The organism is Bradyrhizobium sp. USDA 3256, assembly GCF_054058275.1.
Genome location: NZ_JBSSAE010000002.1, coordinates 8,322,934 through 8,339,416, shown reverse-complemented (window position 1 = coordinate 8,339,416; position 16,483 = coordinate 8,322,934). Strand labels below are relative to the sequence as shown.

General features: G+C 64.8%; 12 protein-coding genes. 6 read left to right on the top strand and 6 right to left on the bottom strand.

Annotation, left to right across the window (positions count from 1 at the left end):
• Window positions 1-137: 137 nt before the first annotated feature.
• Window positions 138-1,004: a BKACE family enzyme gene (locus tag ACVWY5_RS41195; protein WP_028335287.1), complete on the bottom strand. Its 867-nt coding sequence runs from the start codon at window positions 1,002-1,004 to the stop codon at window positions 138-140.
• A 214-nt stretch (window positions 1,005-1,218) separates the two neighbouring features.
• Between ACVWY5_RS41195 and ACVWY5_RS41190 the strand changes: the two genes are divergently transcribed.
• On the top strand, window positions 1,219-2,442 hold the full coding sequence (locus ACVWY5_RS41190; protein WP_028335286.1) for an ABC transporter substrate-binding protein: 1,224 nt from the start codon (window positions 1,219-1,221) through the stop codon (window positions 2,440-2,442).
• Window positions 2,443-2,613: 171 nt separating this feature from the next.
• Here the strand turns inward: ACVWY5_RS41190 and ACVWY5_RS41185 are convergent, their stop codons facing one another.
• The 4 genes from ACVWY5_RS41185 to ACVWY5_RS41170 all read right to left on the bottom strand — a co-directional run bounded on the left by ACVWY5_RS41185 (window position 2,614) and on the right by ACVWY5_RS41170 (window position 6,772).
• Window positions 2,614-3,444: a helix-turn-helix domain-containing protein gene (locus ACVWY5_RS41185; protein ID WP_028335285.1), complete on the bottom strand. Its 831-nt coding sequence runs from the start codon at window positions 3,442-3,444 to the stop codon at window positions 2,614-2,616.
• Window positions 3,445-3,619: 175 nt separating this feature from the next.
• Window positions 3,620-4,276 carry a glutathione S-transferase family protein gene (locus ACVWY5_RS41180; protein ID WP_028335284.1) on the bottom strand — a complete coding sequence of 219 codons (657 nt, stop codon included), beginning with the start codon at window positions 4,274-4,276 and terminating at the stop codon, window positions 3,620-3,622.
• Window positions 4,276-5,445 carry an acyl-CoA dehydrogenase family protein gene (locus ACVWY5_RS41175; RefSeq protein WP_028335283.1) on the bottom strand — a complete coding sequence of 390 codons (1,170 nt, stop codon included), beginning with the start codon at window positions 5,443-5,445 and terminating at the stop codon, window positions 4,276-4,278. Before ACVWY5_RS41175 ends, ACVWY5_RS41180 begins: the two co-directional genes overlap by 1 nt.
• A 190-nt stretch (window positions 5,446-5,635) precedes the next feature.
• Window positions 5,636-6,772, bottom strand: a complete 1,137-nt coding sequence (locus tag ACVWY5_RS41170; protein WP_028335282.1) for an acyl-CoA dehydrogenase family protein — start codon at window positions 6,770-6,772, stop codon at window positions 5,636-5,638.
• 215 nt (window positions 6,773-6,987) lie between these two features.
• On the opposite strand from ACVWY5_RS41170, the gene ACVWY5_RS41165 reads away from it, so the two are divergent.
• Together ACVWY5_RS41165 and ACVWY5_RS41160 are read left to right on the top strand one after the other, a co-directional pair.
• Window positions 6,988-8,529, top strand: a complete 1,542-nt coding sequence (locus ACVWY5_RS41165; RefSeq protein ID WP_028335281.1) for an acyl-CoA synthetase — start codon at window positions 6,988-6,990, stop codon at window positions 8,527-8,529.
• Between the two features lie 125 nt (window positions 8,530-8,654).
• On the top strand, window positions 8,655-9,875 hold the full coding sequence (locus ACVWY5_RS41160) for an ABC transporter substrate-binding protein (protein WP_028335280.1): 1,221 nt from the start codon (window positions 8,655-8,657) through the stop codon (window positions 9,873-9,875).
• Window positions 9,876-9,983: 108 nt separating this feature from the next.
• On the opposite strand, the gene ACVWY5_RS41155 is transcribed toward ACVWY5_RS41160, so the two are convergent.
• Complete coding sequence (locus ACVWY5_RS41155; protein WP_028335279.1) at window positions 9,984-10,751, bottom strand: helix-turn-helix domain-containing protein; 768 nt, start codon at window positions 10,749-10,751, stop codon at window positions 9,984-9,986.
• A 253-nt stretch (window positions 10,752-11,004) separates the two neighbouring features.
• Here ACVWY5_RS41155 and ACVWY5_RS41150 point away from each other — a divergent pair, with 253 nt between their 5' ends.
• The 3 genes from ACVWY5_RS41150 (at window position 11,005) to ACVWY5_RS41140 (ending at window position 16,414) form a co-directional block, all read left to right on the top strand.
• A complete protein-coding gene (locus ACVWY5_RS41150) occupies window positions 11,005-13,224 on the top strand; it encodes a marine proteobacterial sortase target protein (protein ID WP_456671791.1) in 2,220 nt (739 codons plus the stop codon).
• A 206-nt stretch (window positions 13,225-13,430) separates the two neighbouring features.
• A complete protein-coding gene (locus tag ACVWY5_RS41145; RefSeq protein WP_028335277.1) occupies window positions 13,431-14,021 on the top strand; it encodes a class GN sortase in 591 nt (196 codons plus the stop codon).
• Between the two features lie 170 nt (window positions 14,022-14,191).
• The gene (locus tag ACVWY5_RS41140) at window positions 14,192-16,414 is read left to right on the top strand and encodes an acetate--CoA ligase family protein (protein ID WP_028335276.1); all 2,223 of its coding nucleotides are present in this window, start codon (window positions 14,192-14,194) and stop codon (window positions 16,412-16,414) included.
• Window positions 16,415-16,483 lie beyond the last annotated feature (69 nt).

Here is a 16,483-nt window from a genome sequence, read left to right as displayed (position 1 = left end):
CTCCTCTCAACCGTCATTGCGAGGAGCTCGCGACAAAATTGCAAAGCAATTTTGCGCTGATGCGACGAAGCAATCCATACTTTCCAAACGGCAAGATGGATTGCTTCGCTGCGCTCGCAATGACGGCTGGCGTGGCCCTAGTGCCTCACCCCGAAAATCTGCCGCGCTTCCGCCGGGCTCGCGATCTCGCGGCCGGCGCGGCGTGCGCAGGCGGCGAGGCCTTCGACGAGCTGCCCGTTCGACGTCACCTTGGTGCCGTCGCCGAGATAGAACGTGTCCTCGAGCCCGCTGCGCAGATGGCCGCCGAGGTCGGCGGCGCGCTGATGCAGCGGCCAGATCTCGGCACGGCCGATCGCGGTGACTTGCCAATGCGCGTCCGGTGCCTTCAGCTTCAACAGGATCGGCAACAGCTCCGGATCGGCCGGCATGCCCGAGGCAACGCCCATGACGAAATTGTATTCAAGCGGCCCGGAATACATCCCTGTCTGCCGATACATCCCGACGCAACGCACGATGCCGACATCGAAGCACTCGAATTCGGGAATGGTGCCGGCCACCTTCATCACGTCGAGATAGTCCTGCACCTTCTCGACGGCGTTATCGAACATCATCGGCGGCCAGGCCCAGGTGTTGTCGGCCTTCACCTTGAGATAATTCAGCGAGCCGGCATTGCAGGCGGCGATCTCGGGCCTGGTCTCGCGCACGCAATCGAGCGCACCCCGGTAGTTCGGGCCCGAGGTGCCGGTGGTGTGGTTGATGATCACGCCCGGGCAGGCCTCGCGGATTGCCTGCTGGATCTCCTTGCTGACGCTGACATCCCATGACGGCAGGTGGCCCTTGTTCGGCTCCTGCTGCCGCAGATGGATGTGCATGATGCTGGCGCCGGCGTTGAACGCGGCCTTGGCCTCGCGCGCCATCTGTTCCGGCGTCACCGGAACGTTGTGCTGCTTCGGGTCGGTAAGCACGCCGTTCAGCGCGCAGGTGATGACGGCCTTGTCGCTCATGAGTCTCTTGTCCGCTTTGCAGCGCACATGCGCTGCTGATTTCGCCATGATGAGAACTTTGCCCTCGCGCCATCTTGCGTTGACTGGCTAAGTGGATGCGCTCACGGCACAATCCGTCGTCAGCCGGTTAACACAAGACGCGACGCCCGCGTCACGCCTAACCTTACTGCCAAGCAGAAGCGGCGCAACAAGCCGGCATCACGGGGAGAACGTCATGGTCTCGATCAACCGGCGCAGATGGCTCACCGGCGCGGCAGGCGCGGGACTTGCCGCGGTCACGGGTCTTAAGCCTTCGCTGGCCGACGACACGCCAGGCGTCACCGCGACCGAGATCAGGATCGGCAGCACCACCTCCCTGAGCGGCCCGGTATCCGCGCTCGGCGTGCAGGCGCGCTGCCAGGAAGCCTATTTCAAGATGTTGAACGAGCAGGGCGGCATCGCCGGCCGGCAGATCAAATACATCTACTACGACGACGCGTTCAATCCGGCGAAGACGGTCGAGCAGGTGCGCCGTCTGATCGAAAGCGACAATGTCGCCTTCCTGTTCAACATGCTCGGCACCGCGCCGAATTCGTCGGTCGTCAAATACATCAACGCCGCCAAGGTGCCGCATCTGTTCCTGTCGGTGAATGGCGACAAATGGGGCGACTACAAGACCTATCCCTGGACCATGGGCTTTGCGCCGAGCGCGCGGACCGAGGCCCAGGTGTTCGTCAAATATGCACTGAGCCAGAACAAGAACGCGAAATTCGCGGTGCTCTACCAGAACGACGACCTCGGCAAGGATTTCGTCGCCGGGGCCAAGGACGTGCTCGGCGAGCGGTTCGCGACCGCAGCCGTGGTGGCCTCGCACGAGGTTACCGATCCCACGATCGATTCCCAGATCGTTGCGCTGCGCGGCGCAAACCCGGATGTGCTGATCTCCGGCACCACGGCAAAGTTCTGTGCACAGTCGATCCGCAAGATCTATGAGCTCGGCTGGAAGCCGATGCACTTCATCGCCAGCGGCGCCGCCTCGATCTCATCGACCATCGCGCCTGTCGGCCTCGACAAGTCGCAGGGCACGATCTCGTCGGCCTATGTCAAGGACGTCGCCGACCCGGCCTGGGCCAACGATCCCGGCGTGAAGAATTTCCTCGCCTTCATGGAGAAGTACTTCCCCGACGGCAATCCGAAGGAGGGCTACAACCTCTACGCCTACACGGTGGCGCAGGTGCTGAAGATCGTGCTCGAGCAATGCAAGGGCAATTTCACGCGCGACAACATCATGGCGCAGGCCAACAACCTGAAGGACATCGAGGTTCCGACGCTGTTGCCCGGCATCCGCGTCAACACCAGCCCGACCAATCATCACCCGCTGCAGCAACTTCAGCTGCAACGGATCGAAGGTCCCGGCTGGCTGCGGTTCGGCGAGGTGATCCAGGGCGCGAATTTGTAACCGAAGAAGAATCCCAAATTCCACGTGTCGTCCCGGCGAAAGCCGGGACCCATAACCACGGCCGTCAATTGCTTCACGAGATCTCTGCCATCCCGCATCACGGAAAGATCACGCGGTATGGGTCCCGGCTCCCGTGCGCAATTGCGCACTAGGCCGGGACGACAGCGGAGGTTAGGTCAGCGCGCGCTCGCTCCCGGCTTGCCCGGTGCGGTAGATCGCAAGGTCCCGCGAGCCGGAGAAGATCGCGCGCGGCTTCAGGCCGTAGAAGCGCCGAATCGAGTGGCTGAAATGCGTGCTGTCGGGATAGCCGATATCCTGCGCGAGATGCGCGAGGTTGATGTCCTGGTTGGCGAAGTGCAGCAGATGCCGCGCGCGCTTCCAGGCGCGGAAGGAGCGGAACGAGATTCCGGTCTCCTCCTTGAACAGATGCAGGAAGCGCGAGGGCGATAGCCCGGCTTCCGCGGCGCAGCCCGCCGCGGTCACCGGCTCGCCGGAGAACTGCCCGATGCGGCCGATCGCGCGCACGACCCGCGGATCGAGCACGCGCTGCGGCAGCGCGTCGCCGAAGCACATGGTGTCGAACTCGGCATTCGCGATCGCGTCGCGATGTTGCATCTCGGCGAGCGTCGCATAGGCGTTGCGGATGCGATTGGCGAACAGATGAGAGTCCGGTCCTTGCAGGCGGCGGGCGACGGCTTCGAGCGTGCCGTCGGGCACGCTTTCCGGCTCGATCGCAACGCAGATCGCCGAACGATATTCGCTGGTGATGGTGTGGCGCAGGTTCGGCATCGTCACCGCGAGTTCGCCATGCGACTCGCGGCCTTCGCTGGTCGACAGATGCAGCCCGTCGCGGATCGCGACATAGACGTGGAATGCGCCGGGACAGCGCTCGCGCGGGCGGCCGAGCAGCCCGGCATAGAACACCCGTTCCGGCGTAATCAGCATCCGGTGACCGGATTGCTGGCTGGAGCTCTGGCACTTCGCGTCCACGATCGCGTCCATGGCGGTTCCTCCTCGCGCGGCTCTTTGGGCCGCTGCGGCGGAGCTACCATAACGCAAATTCGAGGCCTGTCACCGATGTGAAGAGTCGTCATTCCGGGGCGATGCGACGCATCGAACCCGGAATCTCGAGGTTCCGGGTCTGGCCCTTCGGACCATCCCGGAACGACAGCGTAGGTTACGGCCGCGCCCGCGGCGCAACGTTCTGTTCCTGACCGGCTTTTTGCTCCGCCGCGACCGCGCGCTGGTAACCGTCGCGCTGCTGCAGCCGCGCCCAATAGGCCGCGACATTCGGCCCGAAATCCTTGGCGAGGCCGATATTGCCGGCGAGACGGAGCGCATAACCGTTGGCGATGTCGGCCGCGGTGAAGCGTTCCGCGCAGAGGAATTCCGACTTCGAGGCGGCGGCCTCGACCGCACGCAGCCGGCCCAGGAACCATTTTGCATAGTCGCCCGAGACCTGCGGGTTGCGCCGCTCCTCCGGCTCGAGCTGGCTGTAGCGGAGCACCAGCGTCTGCGGAAAGGTCAGCGTTGCGTCGGAAAAATACATCCAGTTCAGGAACGCGCCATAGGCCGGCTCGTCGACGCCGACAATCAGCGGCGTCGGGCCGTATTTGGTGCCGAGATAGTGGCAGATGCCGGAGGACTCCGTCATCCTGGTCTCGCCATCGATCATGAACGGGATGGTGCCGAGCGGATTGATGCCGAGATATTCCTTGGCGAACACCCGCGGCGGGAACGGCAGCATCTTCAGCTCATAGGCAAGCCCAAGCTCCTCCAGCATCCACAGCGGACGGAACGAGCGCGCGGCATCGCAATGATAGAGCGTGATCATCAGGCGTTTCCCTTTTGCTTCAGGCCAGGCAGCGTGCCCATCATCTTGCACAATACCATGAGCATGACCTCGTCGGCGCCGCCGCCGATCGATGTCAGGCGGCTGTCGCGATAGGCGCGGCTGACCGGCGTCTCGTTGGTGAAGCCCATGCCGCCCCAATATTGCAGGCAGGCGTCGGTGAGCTCGCGGCCGAGCCGGCCGGCCTTCAGCTTGGCCATGGTCGCGAGCCGGGTCACGTCCTCGCCGGCCACCAGCGCCTCGCCGGCACGATAGATCAGCGAGCGCAGCAGCTCGACCTCGGTCTGCATTTCCGCGAGCTTGAAGTGCACCACCTGGTTGTCGAGGATCGAGCCGCCGAACGCCTTGCGGTTGCGAGTGTAGTCGATGGTCTCGTTGATGATGAATTCATGCGCCTTCAGGCAGGCGGCCGCCCCCCACAGCCGCTCCTCCTGGAACTGGATCATCTGGTAGGTGAAGCCCTGGCCTTCCTCGCCGATCCGGTTGCGCTTCGGGACCCGGACATTGTCGAAGAAAATCTGCGCGGTATCGGAGGAGCGCATGCCGAGCTTGTCGAGCTTGCGCGCGACCTGCACGCCCTTGGTCTTCATGGGCACGCAGATCAGCGACTTGTTGCGATGGACCGGGCCGTCGCTGGTGTTGGCGAGCAGGCAGATCCAGTCGGCCTGGGTGCCGTTGGTGATCCACATCTTGCCGCCATTGATGACGTAGTCGTCGCCGTCGGAGCGCGCACTGGTCTTGATCGAGGCGACGTCGGAGCCGGCGCCGGGCTCGGAGACGCCGATGCAGGCGACCTGATCGCCGGCAATCGCCGGCGCCAGAAATTCGCGCCGCACCTCGTCGGAGCCGAACCGCGCCAGCGCCGGCGTCGCCATGTCGGTCTGCACCCCGATCGCCATCGGCACGCCGCCGCAGGTGATGGCCCCTAACTCCTCGGCCATCATCAGCGCGTAGGAATAATCCAGTCCCTGGCCGCCGAACTCGACCGGCTTGTTGAGGCCGAGGAAGCCGAGATTGCCGAGCTTCTTGAACAGCTCATGCGCCGGGAAGATGTCGGCCTTCTCCCATTCGTCGACATGAGGGTTGATCTCGGCCGCAATGAACTTCTGTAGTGCGCGGCGCGGCTCGTCGTGGTCGGCGGTGAAGAGCATGTTTATCTCGTGTTTTCTCGTCGTCTTTCTTCACCTCCCCCTGAAAGGGGGAGGTCGGAACGCTCGGCAACGCCGAGCGGGCCGGGTGGGGGTCACACCGGCAGTTGGACTCGCGGCGTGACCCCCACCCTGCCCTCCCCCTTTCAGGGGGAGGGTGTTTCCTCTCTCGCAGCTCAACTTGCCGCTGTTCTCACAATCCCATCTGCCGGCTCGCGAGATCCTTCATGATCTCCTCGGTGCCGCCGCCGATCGCGTTGACCTTGACCTCGCGGTAGATGCGCTCGACCTTGACGCCGCGCATGAAGCCGGCGCCGCCGAAGATCTGCACCGCTTCGGAGGCGCAGTGCGCCATGGTCTGGGTCGCCTGATTCTTCATCATGCAGATCTCGGCGACCGGGCTTTCGCCCTGGCCGAGCCGCCAGGCCAGCATCTCCAGCATCGCCTGCGAGGCCGCGACCTTCTGCGCCATGTCGACGATCTTGTGCCTGATCACCTGGTGCTGGGCGATCGGCTTGCCGAACGTCTTGCGCTCCTTGGCATAGGCGATCGCCTCGTCGAGGCAGACGCGCGCATAGGCAGTGCAGCTCGCCGCCATGCCCATGCGCTCGCTGTTGAAGTTCTGCATGATGATCTTGAAGCCCTGCCCCTCCTCGCCGATCAGGTTCTCGGCCGGCACGCGGCATTCGTCGAAGTGAAGTGTCGCGGTATCCGAGGCCCACCAGCCCATCTTCTTCAGCTTGGTGCGGGACAGGCCGGCCGTATTGCCTTCGATCAACAGCAGGCTGACGCCGCCCGGGCCCTCGCCGCCGGTGCGCACCGCGACCGTCAGATAGTCGGCGCGCATGCCCGAGGTGATGAAGGTCTTCTCGCCGGAGACGACGTAGTGGTCGGCGTCGCGCCGCGCCCTGGTGCGCAGGTTCGCGACATCGGAGCCGCCGCTCGGCTCGGTGATCGCGAGCGCGGAGATCTTCTTGCCGGCGAGCACGTCCGGCAGCACCCGCGCCTTGACCTCGGGCCGCGCGGCGCGCGCGATCGGCGGCGAGCCGATGGTATGGCTCATCAGGCTCGATGAGACGCCGCCGGCGCCGGCACGCGCCAGCTCCTGCGAGGCCACGATCTTCATGAACTGGTCGGCGGCGATGCCGCCATACTCTTCCGGGAAGCCAAGGCCGAGCAGCCCGATCGCAGATGCCTTGGCATAGAGCTCGCGCGGAAACTCTCCGTCCTCGTCCCATTGATGGGCATAAGGCTCGATTTCCCTGGCAACAAAGCGCCGCATCACCTCGCGAAAGGCCTCATGCTCGCCGGTGTAGAACGGGTTTGCCATCCGCGTGCTCCGTTGATTCTTCCCTCCGACGATGTCCGGATTTCGCCCGGTTCACTTGCGTCGAGTGGCTGCCATCAGTGCCGAGGCCCGGTCCGGCGATTTGCCAGCCACTAAACGCAAGACAGCATCCTTATACGCCCCCTCCACTGCCAATTCATGGCATCAATTGAGCCAGGAACAGGCGGCGCAAGACTGCCGTTCCGGAGGAGGGAAATTTGCCGGTTCGTTATTACGACTGGATCGCGCATCATCGCCGGCGCACGCCGGACAAGATGGCGCTTGTCGATCTCGCCAGCGATCGCCGCTTCAGCTACGCGGAGCTCGACGCCCGCGTGTCGCGGCTCGCCGCCTGGCTGCGCGATGGGCTCAAGGTTGCCCGCGGCGACCGCGTCGCGGTGCTGGCACTGAACGCGACGGATACGCTGGAGGTGCAGTTCGCCTGCTTCCGGATCGGCGCGATCTTCCTGCCGCTCAACACCCGCCTCACCGTTCCCGAGCTGCGCTACATTACCGGCGACGCCGCGCCGAAGGTGATGATCCACGACGACGATCTCGCCGAGACCGCGCTTGCGGTGGCAAAGCTCTGCAATGTCGCTGCGACCGTGAGGCTCGGCCCAGGCGGCGCCTATGAGGCCGGCATCGCGGCAGCCACGCCACTCGAGCGGTTCGAGGAGGTCATGCTCGATGACATCTCGACCATCATGTACACATCGGGGACGACGGGCCAACCGAAGGGCGCGATCATCACGCATGGGATGACGTTCTGGAATTGCGTCAATCTCGGCGGCCCCGCCTACATCTCGCCGGCCTCGGTGCTGCTGACGGTGCTGCCGCTATTCCACACCGGCGGGCTGAATTGCTATACCAACCCGGTGCTGCATGCCGGCGGCACTGTGCTGATCATGCGCGCCTTCGATCCCGGCGAGGCGCTGAAGCTGATCGGCGATCCCTTGCAGGGCATCAACGTGTTCTTCGGCGTGCCCGCGATCTACCAGTTCATGGCGCAGCACCCGGCCTTCGCATCAGCGGATTTCAGCCGCCTCGTCATTGGCGGCGTCGGCGGCGCGCCGATGCCAGTGCCGCTGCTCAAGACCTGGGAGGCGCGCGGCGTCGCGCTGCAGCAGGGCTACGGCATGACCGAGACGTCGCCGGCGGTGATGGTGCTCGACCGCGAGGATGCGGCGCGCAAAGCCGGCTCCTCCGGCAAGCCGGTGCTGCATACCGAGGTCCGCATCGTGCGGCCCGACGGCAGCGATGCGGCGGTCGGCGAGCTCGGCGAACTCTGGGTCAGGGGGCCGAACATCACGCCGGGCTACTGGAACAGGCCGGACGCCAATGCCTCCTCCTTCACCGACGGCTGGCTGCACACCGGCGACGCCACGCGGATCGACGAGGAAGGCTTCTACTACATCGTCGACCGCTGGAAGGACATGTACATCTCGGGCGGCGAGAACGTCTATCCGGCCGAGGTCGAGAGCGTGCTGCATCAACTGGCGGCCGTCGCCGAAGCCGCCGTGATCGGCATCCCCGACGAGCAATGGGGCGAAGTCGGCATGGCGATCATTGCCGTGAAATCAGGCCATTCGCTGACCCCGGCCGAGGTCCACGCGCACTGCCAGGCCAATCTGGCGCGGTTCAAATGTCCGCGCCTGATCGAATTCATCGAGGTCCTGCCGCGGAACGCGACAGGCAAAATTCATAAGCCGACGCTCCGGCAGCAATTCAGCCGGCCGAAGCCAACCGATACCGCGGCGTGAGCCAGATGCGCGCCGCGCGTTCCGGATTTCGCCGCGACAAGGATTGCCCCGCTGCCGTCTGCCGGGACCGGCTGCGGGTTCGTTGCGTAAGTCCCCAACCAGGATCAATCGAGGAAATTGCCTTTATGAAAACAACAACACTGTCGCTGCTGGCAGCCGCCACGGCGCTCTGCCTGCTCTCCACCCAGGCCGCCTTTGCACAAAAGAAGTATGATACCGGCGCCTCCGACACCGAGATCAAGATCGGCAATGTCGAGGCCTATAGCGGTCCCGCCTCCGCCTACGGCGTTATCGGCAAGACCGAAGAAGCCTATTTCAAGATGATCAACGACCAGGGCGGCATCAACGGCCGCAAGATCAACTGGATTTCCTATGACGACGGCTACTCGCCGCCAAAGACCGTGGAGCAGATCCGCAAGCTGATCGAGAGCGACGAGGTCTTCCTGGTGTTCAACGCGCTGGGCACGCCGACCCAGACCGCGGTGCAGAAGTATCACAACGCCAAGAAGGTGCCGCAGCTCTTCCTCGCCACCGGCGCCAGCAAGTGGAACGATCCGAAGGATTTCCCATGGACCATGGGTTTCCAGCCGAGCTATCGCGTCGAGGCGCGGATCTTCGGCAAGTACATCCTGAAGGCCAAGCCGGATGCCAAGGTCGCGATCTTCTATGCCAATGACGATTTCGGCAAGGACTACCTGGCCGGGTTGAAGGAGGTGCTCGACAAGTCGTCGGTCAAGATCGTAGCCGAGGAAAGCTACGAGACCACCGAGCCGTCGATCGATTCCCACATCGTCAAGCTGAAGGACACCGGCGCCGACGTGTTCGTCAACATCTCGACGCCGAAATTCGCGGCGCAGGCGATCAAGAAGATCGCCGAGATCGGCTGGAAGCCGATGCACGTGATGACCGACGTCTCGATCTCGATCGGCGCGGTCATGAAGCCCGCCGGGCTCGAGGCCTCGGAAGGCGTGCTGTCGGCCGGCTATCTGAAGGACGCGTCCGATCCGCAGTGGAAGAATGACGAGGGCATGAAGAAGTTCATGGCCTTCGCCGAGAAGTACATGCCGGGCGCCAACCTCGCCGACGCCAATCTGGTCTATGGCTACGCCGCGGCGCAGACCATGGTGCAGGTGCTGAAGCAGGCCGGCGACAACCTGACGCGTGAGAACGTGATGAAGCAGGCCGCGAGCCTGAAGGACTTTGCGCCCGACACGCTGATTCCCGGCATCAGGATCAACACCAGCGCGACCGACTTCGCGCCGGTCGAGCAGCTCAAGATGATGCAGTTCAAGAACGGGCAGTGGGAGCTGTTCGGCGACATCATCAGCGCCGAGACCGGCGGCTAGTCGAGCCTGTCATTCCGGGGCGCTCGCGATCGCGAGCGAACCCAGAATCTGGAGCTCGTGGATCGAGATTCCGGGTTCGCGCTCACGCGCGCCCCGGAATGACCAGCTTCAACTACCCGGCAAGAAAATCGCGAACGGCTCATCGATCGTCCGACGCAGATGCTCGCGATAGGCGGCGTAGTTCGCGTCATCCGCCGACACCCGGCCGAGGCTTGGCTTGGGTACATTCTTCACCGGCAGGAACGCGATCGGCGCGGCGACCGGCGTCAACAGCGAACCGCGGCCGGCGAGCAGCGTCGTGATGATGCCGTACATCTCGCCGGAATTGCGCGGGCGCGACACCGTGATCACGCGATGCTGGCCGTGCCTATTGGTCACGAGGTAGACGAAGCCGGATTCATTGGGCACCGCCACCTCGCCATACTGGGTGTAATCGGCATCCTGCCGTTCGCCCTCGCGAAAGCCGAGCGACGATGCCGCTTCGTCCCAGGCGATCTCGGTGCGATAGGCGTAGAGCGCGCCCTGTTCGCCGAACGACGGACGCACCGTGATGTAGGTGCCCTCGATCCGCGCCACTGCGCGGCGCGAATAGGACCCGAGACTGTCGGGTGCGATCCCGCCATTGGCGGGTGCGGCCATCGTGACCGTCTCCGGCAGCTTGCGCAAGGACACGCCCAGCGCCTGCTCCAGCCGCACCGTGGTCGCCAGCGTGAACGGGCGGCGGCCGCCGAGCACCTTCTCCAGGGTAGAGAGGCTGAGCTTGGCCTGCTCGGCCAGCGTCTGCCGCGAGATGCGACGGCGCGCGATTTCCTCGCGGATGGTCTCCGCGACCTGCTGGCTCTGCTCGGCGGATAGCTGCTTGTCAGGCGTCGGCATCCAGATTCCTGCCCGGTTCCCCTTGATTCCGCGCAGTCTAGCAGACCGGACAATCCATCACCAAACCGCACAAACCCGCCTCAGCCGGCGGCGGGCCGCGCCGGACGGCGGCCAATCATTGCCGATCATTCTGCTCGCGCCAAAACCGCCGTTCTCCATGATCGCGAGGCAGCGAAAGCCTCGCTCGGGAGTGACGAAAATGACGATTTACGATGCATGTGAGAGCAGCCCGCAAATCCGCCTGTCGCGCAGGATGCGCATTGTGCTGTTCTTTCTGGTGGAAGGTGTGGCCGCGCTGGTGATCGGCTTTGCGACCTTGTTCGTGAGTTTCGATCCGGTGTGGTCGGCCGAACTGCCGCGACAGGCGGTGCTGCGGCCGAGCGATGCGCGTTCCGGCTCGCTGCTGTTCAAGACCTACGACGGCTATGCCGACGCGACCAGGCTCGGCATTGACGTCGACCTCACGGTGTCGGGGCCGACCGTCCGCGCCCGCGTCACGCAGATCTTCCGCAACCCGACCAAGGACTGGGTGGAGGCGACGTATGTCTATCCGCTGCCGGCGGGCGGCGCGGTCGACACGCTGAAGATGGTGGTCGGCGACCGCGTCGTGGTCGGCGACATCAAGGAGCGGCAGCAGGCTCGCGCGATCTACGAGCAGGCCAAGCAGAACGGCCAGAAGGCCGCGCTCACCGAACAGGAGCGGCCCAACATCTTCACCAATTCGGTCGCCAATATCGGCCCCGGCGAAACCGTGCTGGTGCAGATCGAATATCAGGAGCCGGTGCAGCAGAACGGCAACGAGTTCTCGCTGCGGGTGCCGATGGTGGTCGGCCCGCGCTACAATCCGCGCCCGGTGGTGCAGAGCGTCGATCTCCGCGCCGACGGCAACGGCTGGGGCGCCACCACCACCGATCCCGTGCCGGACCGCGACCGCATTGCGCGCGAAGTGCTCGATCCGGCGGAAAATGCGCCGGTCAATCCGACCAACGTCACGGTGCACCTCAACGCCGGCTTTCCGCTCGGCGAGGTGAAGAGCCATTTCCACCGGGTCAAGATCGAGAGCCCGGACAGCACTACGCGGCTCGTCAAGCTCGCCGAAGGCCCGGTGCCGGCCGATCGTGATTTCGAGCTGACCTGGAAGCCGGCCGCCGAGAAGGCGCCGTCGGTCGGGCTGTTCCGCGAGCATGTCGGCAATTCCGACTATCTGCTCGCTTTCGTCACCCCGCCGTCGGTCGAGCAGGCGCAACAGAAAACGTTGCCGCGTGAGGTGATCTTCGTGATCGACAATTCCGGTTCGATGGGCGGCACCTCCATCATCCAGGCCAAGGCGAGCCTGATTTACGCGCTCGGCCGCCTGCAGCCGGCCGACCGCTTCAACGTGATCCGCTTCGACGACACCATGGACACGCTGTTCCCGTCGCCGGTCGCGGCCAACAGCGCCAATATCGGCAACGCGACGGCGTTCGTCAGCGCGCTGCAGGCCCGCGGCGGCACCGAGATGGTGCCGGCGATGCGCGCGGCGCTGTCCGACACCAGCCATGACGACGCCAATTACGTCCGCCAGGTCGTATTCCTGACCGACGGCGCCATCGGCAACGAGCAGCAATTGTTCGAGACCATCAACGCGCTGCGCGGCCGCTCGCGGGTGTTCATGGTCGGCATCGGTTCGGCGCCGAACACCTATCTGATGACGCGCGCCGCCGAGCTCGGCCGCGGCACCTTCACCCATATCGGCTCGGTCGAGCAGGTCGACGAGCGCATGCGCGGTCTGTTCGCCAAGCTGGAGAATCCCGCGGTGACGAATCTCTCCGCGAAATTCTCCGAGGCGACGGCCGACCTGACGCCGTCGGCACTGCCCGACGTCTATCGCGACGAGCCGCTGGTGCTGGCCGCCAAGCTCGACAAGCTGGCCGGCTCGGTCGAGATCAAGGGCCGCATCGGCGACCGCCCATGGAGCGTGACGCTGCCGCTCGCGAATGCCGCTGAAGGCAAGGGCCTGTCGAAACTGTGGGCGCGCCGCAAGATCGCCGATGCCGAGGTGGCGCGCACCACGCGGCAGCAGAGCCTCGAGGACGCCGACAAGACCATCCTCGCGCTGGCGCTGGAGCATCAACTCATCACACGGCTGACCAGCCTTGTCGCGGTCGACAAGACGCCGAGCCGTCCCGACGGCGAGCCGTTGAAGCTCTCCGAGTTGCCGCTCAACCTGCCCGCCGGCTGGGATTTTGCGAAAGTGTTCGGCGAGCGTCCGAGTCTGCCGGCCGTACCGAGCGAGCGTCGCGCCGACGCCGGCGACGGCAAGCTGCAGCTCGCTGCGCTGAAGCGGTCACCGGTCGCCACACAAGGTCCCGGCACGATCCAGCTGCCGAAGACCGCGACTGATGCGGAGCTGAAGATGATCGCGGGCGTGATCCTGCTCACGGTGAGCTTTCTTCTCCTGATGTTCAACCGGCGTCAGACGTCGCCCCAATGACGTCGGATGAAAGGAGGAGGTGCCCCCCGACCTCCTCCTTCAAGAGCGCGCGCGGCCTTCCCACCCGTCCCCCAAGGGGCCGCGCGCGCAACTCTTCCTCAACTCGCAATGTCATTCCGGGGCGATGCGCAGCATCGAACCCGGAATCTCGAGATTCCGGGTCTGGTCCTTCGGACCATCCCGGAATGACAGCAACAGGCGCAACAATGCCCCGCTTCGTCCCATCCCTCGCCTTCGCTCTCATCGGTGTGATCCTGTTCGGCCAGGGCGCCTATATCCATGCCAAGGCGCTGCTGGCGCAGGTGCTGCTGGAGCGCGCCTTCGCACAGAGCATCGCGACCGGCCAGCCGGTGAAGCCGTGGAGCTGGGCCGATACCTGGCCGGTGGCGCGGATCGAGGTGAAGCGCCTGCACGCCTCCGCGACCGTGCTTGCCGGCAGCAGCGGCCAGGCACTGGCGTTCGGCCCCGGCCATGTCGAGCAGACCGTCGATGCCGGCGAGCGGGGCGTCGCGGTCTATTCCGCGCACCGCGACACGCATTTTCGCTTTCTCAGGGATGTCACAATCGGTGACGAGATCGACGTCACGCGAAGCGACGGCAAGATGTTTCGCTATCGGGCCGATCGCAGCTCGGTGGTCCGATTCGATCAATCCGGCATCGATCCGACTACTGACCGGTATGAACTGGTGCTGTCGACCTGCTGGCCGTTCGACGCGCTGACGGCAGGCCCTGAGCGCTACTTGCTGCACGCGACCTTGATCGAAACGGATTCGCACGCGCGCGAATCGGGTTCCTGATAGGCAATCAATTTTGCGCCTGCCGGGATATTGCGCGCGGTGCCCTGACCTGCGCCAGCATGAGTTGCTACCCCCTTTCCCTCGCCATAAAAACAATGAAAAATCGCGCGCCTCACGGTGATCCGCCGTGGCCAGAGGAAACAAAGACAACAAGGATAAGGGCAGGCTCCATGGAAGCTTTCGCAAGCACCGCGTCTCACGTGTCCCACGAATGGGCGCCGCCCGCTGACGCCAGCGATATCGTCAAGAGCATCCACGCGATGCTGCATCCGCGCAACATCGTGCTGGTCGGTGCCACCGACAAGCCCGGCAATTACGCCGAACGGATCTGGAACAATCTGGTCAAGTACGGATATGCCGGCGGCCTTTATCCGATCAACGCCAAGCGCGAAGCGATCTGGGGCGTCACCTGCTACAAGGACTTCGCCAGCCTTCCCGAGAAGCCCGACCATGTGCTGGTGCTGGTGCCGGCCCGGTTTGCGGTGCAGGTGATCCGCGATGCGGCCGCGGCCGGCGCGCGCTCGGCGACGATCGTCACCTCCGGCTTCAGCGAGCTGCAGGATGAGGAGAGCCAGCGCCTCGCGGTCGAGCTGAAGCAGGCGATCAAGGAGACCGGGCTCGCCGTCACCGGCCCCAACTGCCTCGGCAATCTCAGCGCCGGCGAGAACCTGTTCACCAATATCGACGACCGCATCGTCACCATGGAGCAGGGCGCGGTGGCGATCGCCGGCCAATCCGGCGCGATCGTGATGGCGATCCGCCAGGCGCTGGAGGATCGCGGCGTCGGCGTCGGCTACATGGTCACGACCGGCAATGAATCCGGCCTCGAGACCCCGGACCTGATGAGCTACTTTGCCGCCGATCCGAGCATCCGCGTCATCGTGGTCTATCTTGAAGGCGTCAGGAACACGAAGGTATTCCGCGATGCCTGCAAGGCCGCGCGCGCCGCCGGCAAGCCGGTGATCGCGCTCAAGCTCGGCGCCTCCGAGGGCGGCCGCGCCGCGGCGATGGCCCATACCGGCGCGCTTGCCGGCTCGATCGAGACCTTCGATGCGATCTCGACCCGCGAAGGCGTGATCCGGGTGCGTGGGCTGGATGAACTGATCGAGACCACCGAGTGCTTCGTCCATGCCGATCCGCCGAAGGGCAATCGCCTCGCGGCGGTATCGCTATCGGGCGGCAAGCGCGGCCTTCTGATCGACGCGTTCTATTCCGCCGGGCTGAATTTTGCGCCGCTGAGCCCGAGCGCCTCGGAGCAGTTGGCGAAGATGCTTGGCCCCGGCAGCATCGTCGGCAATCCGCTCGACGCGGGCTTTGCCGCGGTGGTCGATCCCTCCGTCTACATGAAGTCGATCAAGATCATGATCGACGATCCCGACACCGACATCGTCATCATCGATGCCGAGCTGCCGAAGGCGCCGCACGAGCTGCGCGAGCGCAATCTGCGCATCGTCAACGAGATGGCCGGCCAGGCCAACAAGCCCGTGATCTATATCAGCGCGATGTCGATCGGCTTCACCGAGTTCACCAAGGGGCTGCGCAAGTCGCTGCCCGATATCGCGGTCATGCAGGGCCTCGACCGCGCGGTCGGCGCGATCAAGTCGCTGATCGAATATGCCGGCCTGCGCAAGGAGGTGCCCGATATCGCCTCGAGCTCGAAGGCATCGGCGCGCGCGGTGCTGGAGAAGACGCTGAAGGCCGCCAACGGCGCCGCCGCGCTCGACGAGGTCGCCTCGAAGAAGCTGCTCAAGGCCTACGGCATCCCGATCTCAAAGGAAGGGGTCGCGCAGACCGCGGCCGAGGCCGTGAAGATCGCCAAGCAGATCGGCTTCCCGGTGGTCGCCAAGGTTGTCAGCCCCGACATCCTGCACAAATCCGATATCGGCGGCGTGGTGCTGAATCTCGCCAATGCAGCCGAGGTGAAGAAGGCGTTCAACGACATCACCGCGCGGGTGAAGAAGCTGAAGGGCAAGCCGAAGCTCGAAGGCATCTTGATCGCGCAACAGGTCAAGGCCGACCTCGAGCTCGTGGTCGGCGCCTCGCTCGACGCCGAGATGGGCCCCGTCGTGCTGTTCGGCACCGGCGGCGTCGACATCGAGCTGATGAAGGACGTCGCGCTCGCCGGCGCGCCGCTCGACGCCGCCGAGGCCAAGGAGCTGATCGCCAGGACCAAGGCCGGGGTCAAGATGAAGGGCTATCGCGGCAAGCCCGCGCTGCACAAGCCGTCGGCAGTGAAGGCGCTGGTCGGTCTTTCCAACCTGATGGCCGACGCCAATGGCCGCATTGCCTCGATCGACGTCAACCCGTTCCTGATCAACAGCAAGCTCGGCGTCGCCGTCGACGGGCTGATCGTGCTGAACAACGCCGCCGCGAACAAGGCGGCGGGGCATTAGGCTCGATCGTCATGCGCGGCCTTGACCCGCGCATCCATCATCAGAAGTAAGTCGTTTCCGGATGGATTG

Excerpts from the sequence above, each read along its gene's own strand:
- ACVWY5_RS41195 (WP_028335287.1), bottom strand. The coding sequence starts at position 1,004 with ATGAGCGACAAGGCCGTCATCACCTGCGCGCTGAACGGCGTGCTTACC.
- ACVWY5_RS41190 (WP_028335286.1), top strand. The coding sequence starts at position 1,219 with ATGGTCTCGATCAACCGGCGCAGATGGCTCACCGGCGCGGCAGGCGCG.
- ACVWY5_RS41185 (WP_028335285.1), bottom strand. The coding sequence starts at position 3,444 with ATGGACGCGATCGTGGACGCGAAGTGCCAGAGCTCCAGCCAGCAATCC.
- ACVWY5_RS41180 (WP_028335284.1), bottom strand. The coding sequence starts at position 4,276 with ATGATCACGCTCTATCATTGCGATGCCGCGCGCTCGTTCCGTCCGCTG.
- ACVWY5_RS41175 (WP_028335283.1), bottom strand. The coding sequence starts at position 5,445 with ATGCTCTTCACCGCCGACCACGACGAGCCGCGCCGCGCACTACAGAAG.
- ACVWY5_RS41170 (WP_028335282.1), bottom strand. The coding sequence starts at position 6,772 with ATGGCAAACCCGTTCTACACCGGCGAGCATGAGGCCTTTCGCGAGGTG.
- ACVWY5_RS41160 (WP_028335280.1), top strand. The coding sequence starts at position 8,655 with ATGAAAACAACAACACTGTCGCTGCTGGCAGCCGCCACGGCGCTCTGC.
- ACVWY5_RS41155 (WP_028335279.1), bottom strand. The coding sequence starts at position 10,751 with ATGCCGACGCCTGACAAGCAGCTATCCGCCGAGCAGAGCCAGCAGGTC.
- ACVWY5_RS41150 (WP_456671791.1), top strand. The coding sequence starts at position 11,005 with ATGCGCATTGTGCTGTTCTTTCTGGTGGAAGGTGTGGCCGCGCTGGTG.
- ACVWY5_RS41145 (WP_028335277.1), top strand. The coding sequence starts at position 13,431 with ATGCCCCGCTTCGTCCCATCCCTCGCCTTCGCTCTCATCGGTGTGATC.
- ACVWY5_RS41140 (WP_028335276.1), top strand. The coding sequence starts at position 14,192 with ATGGAAGCTTTCGCAAGCACCGCGTCTCACGTGTCCCACGAATGGGCG.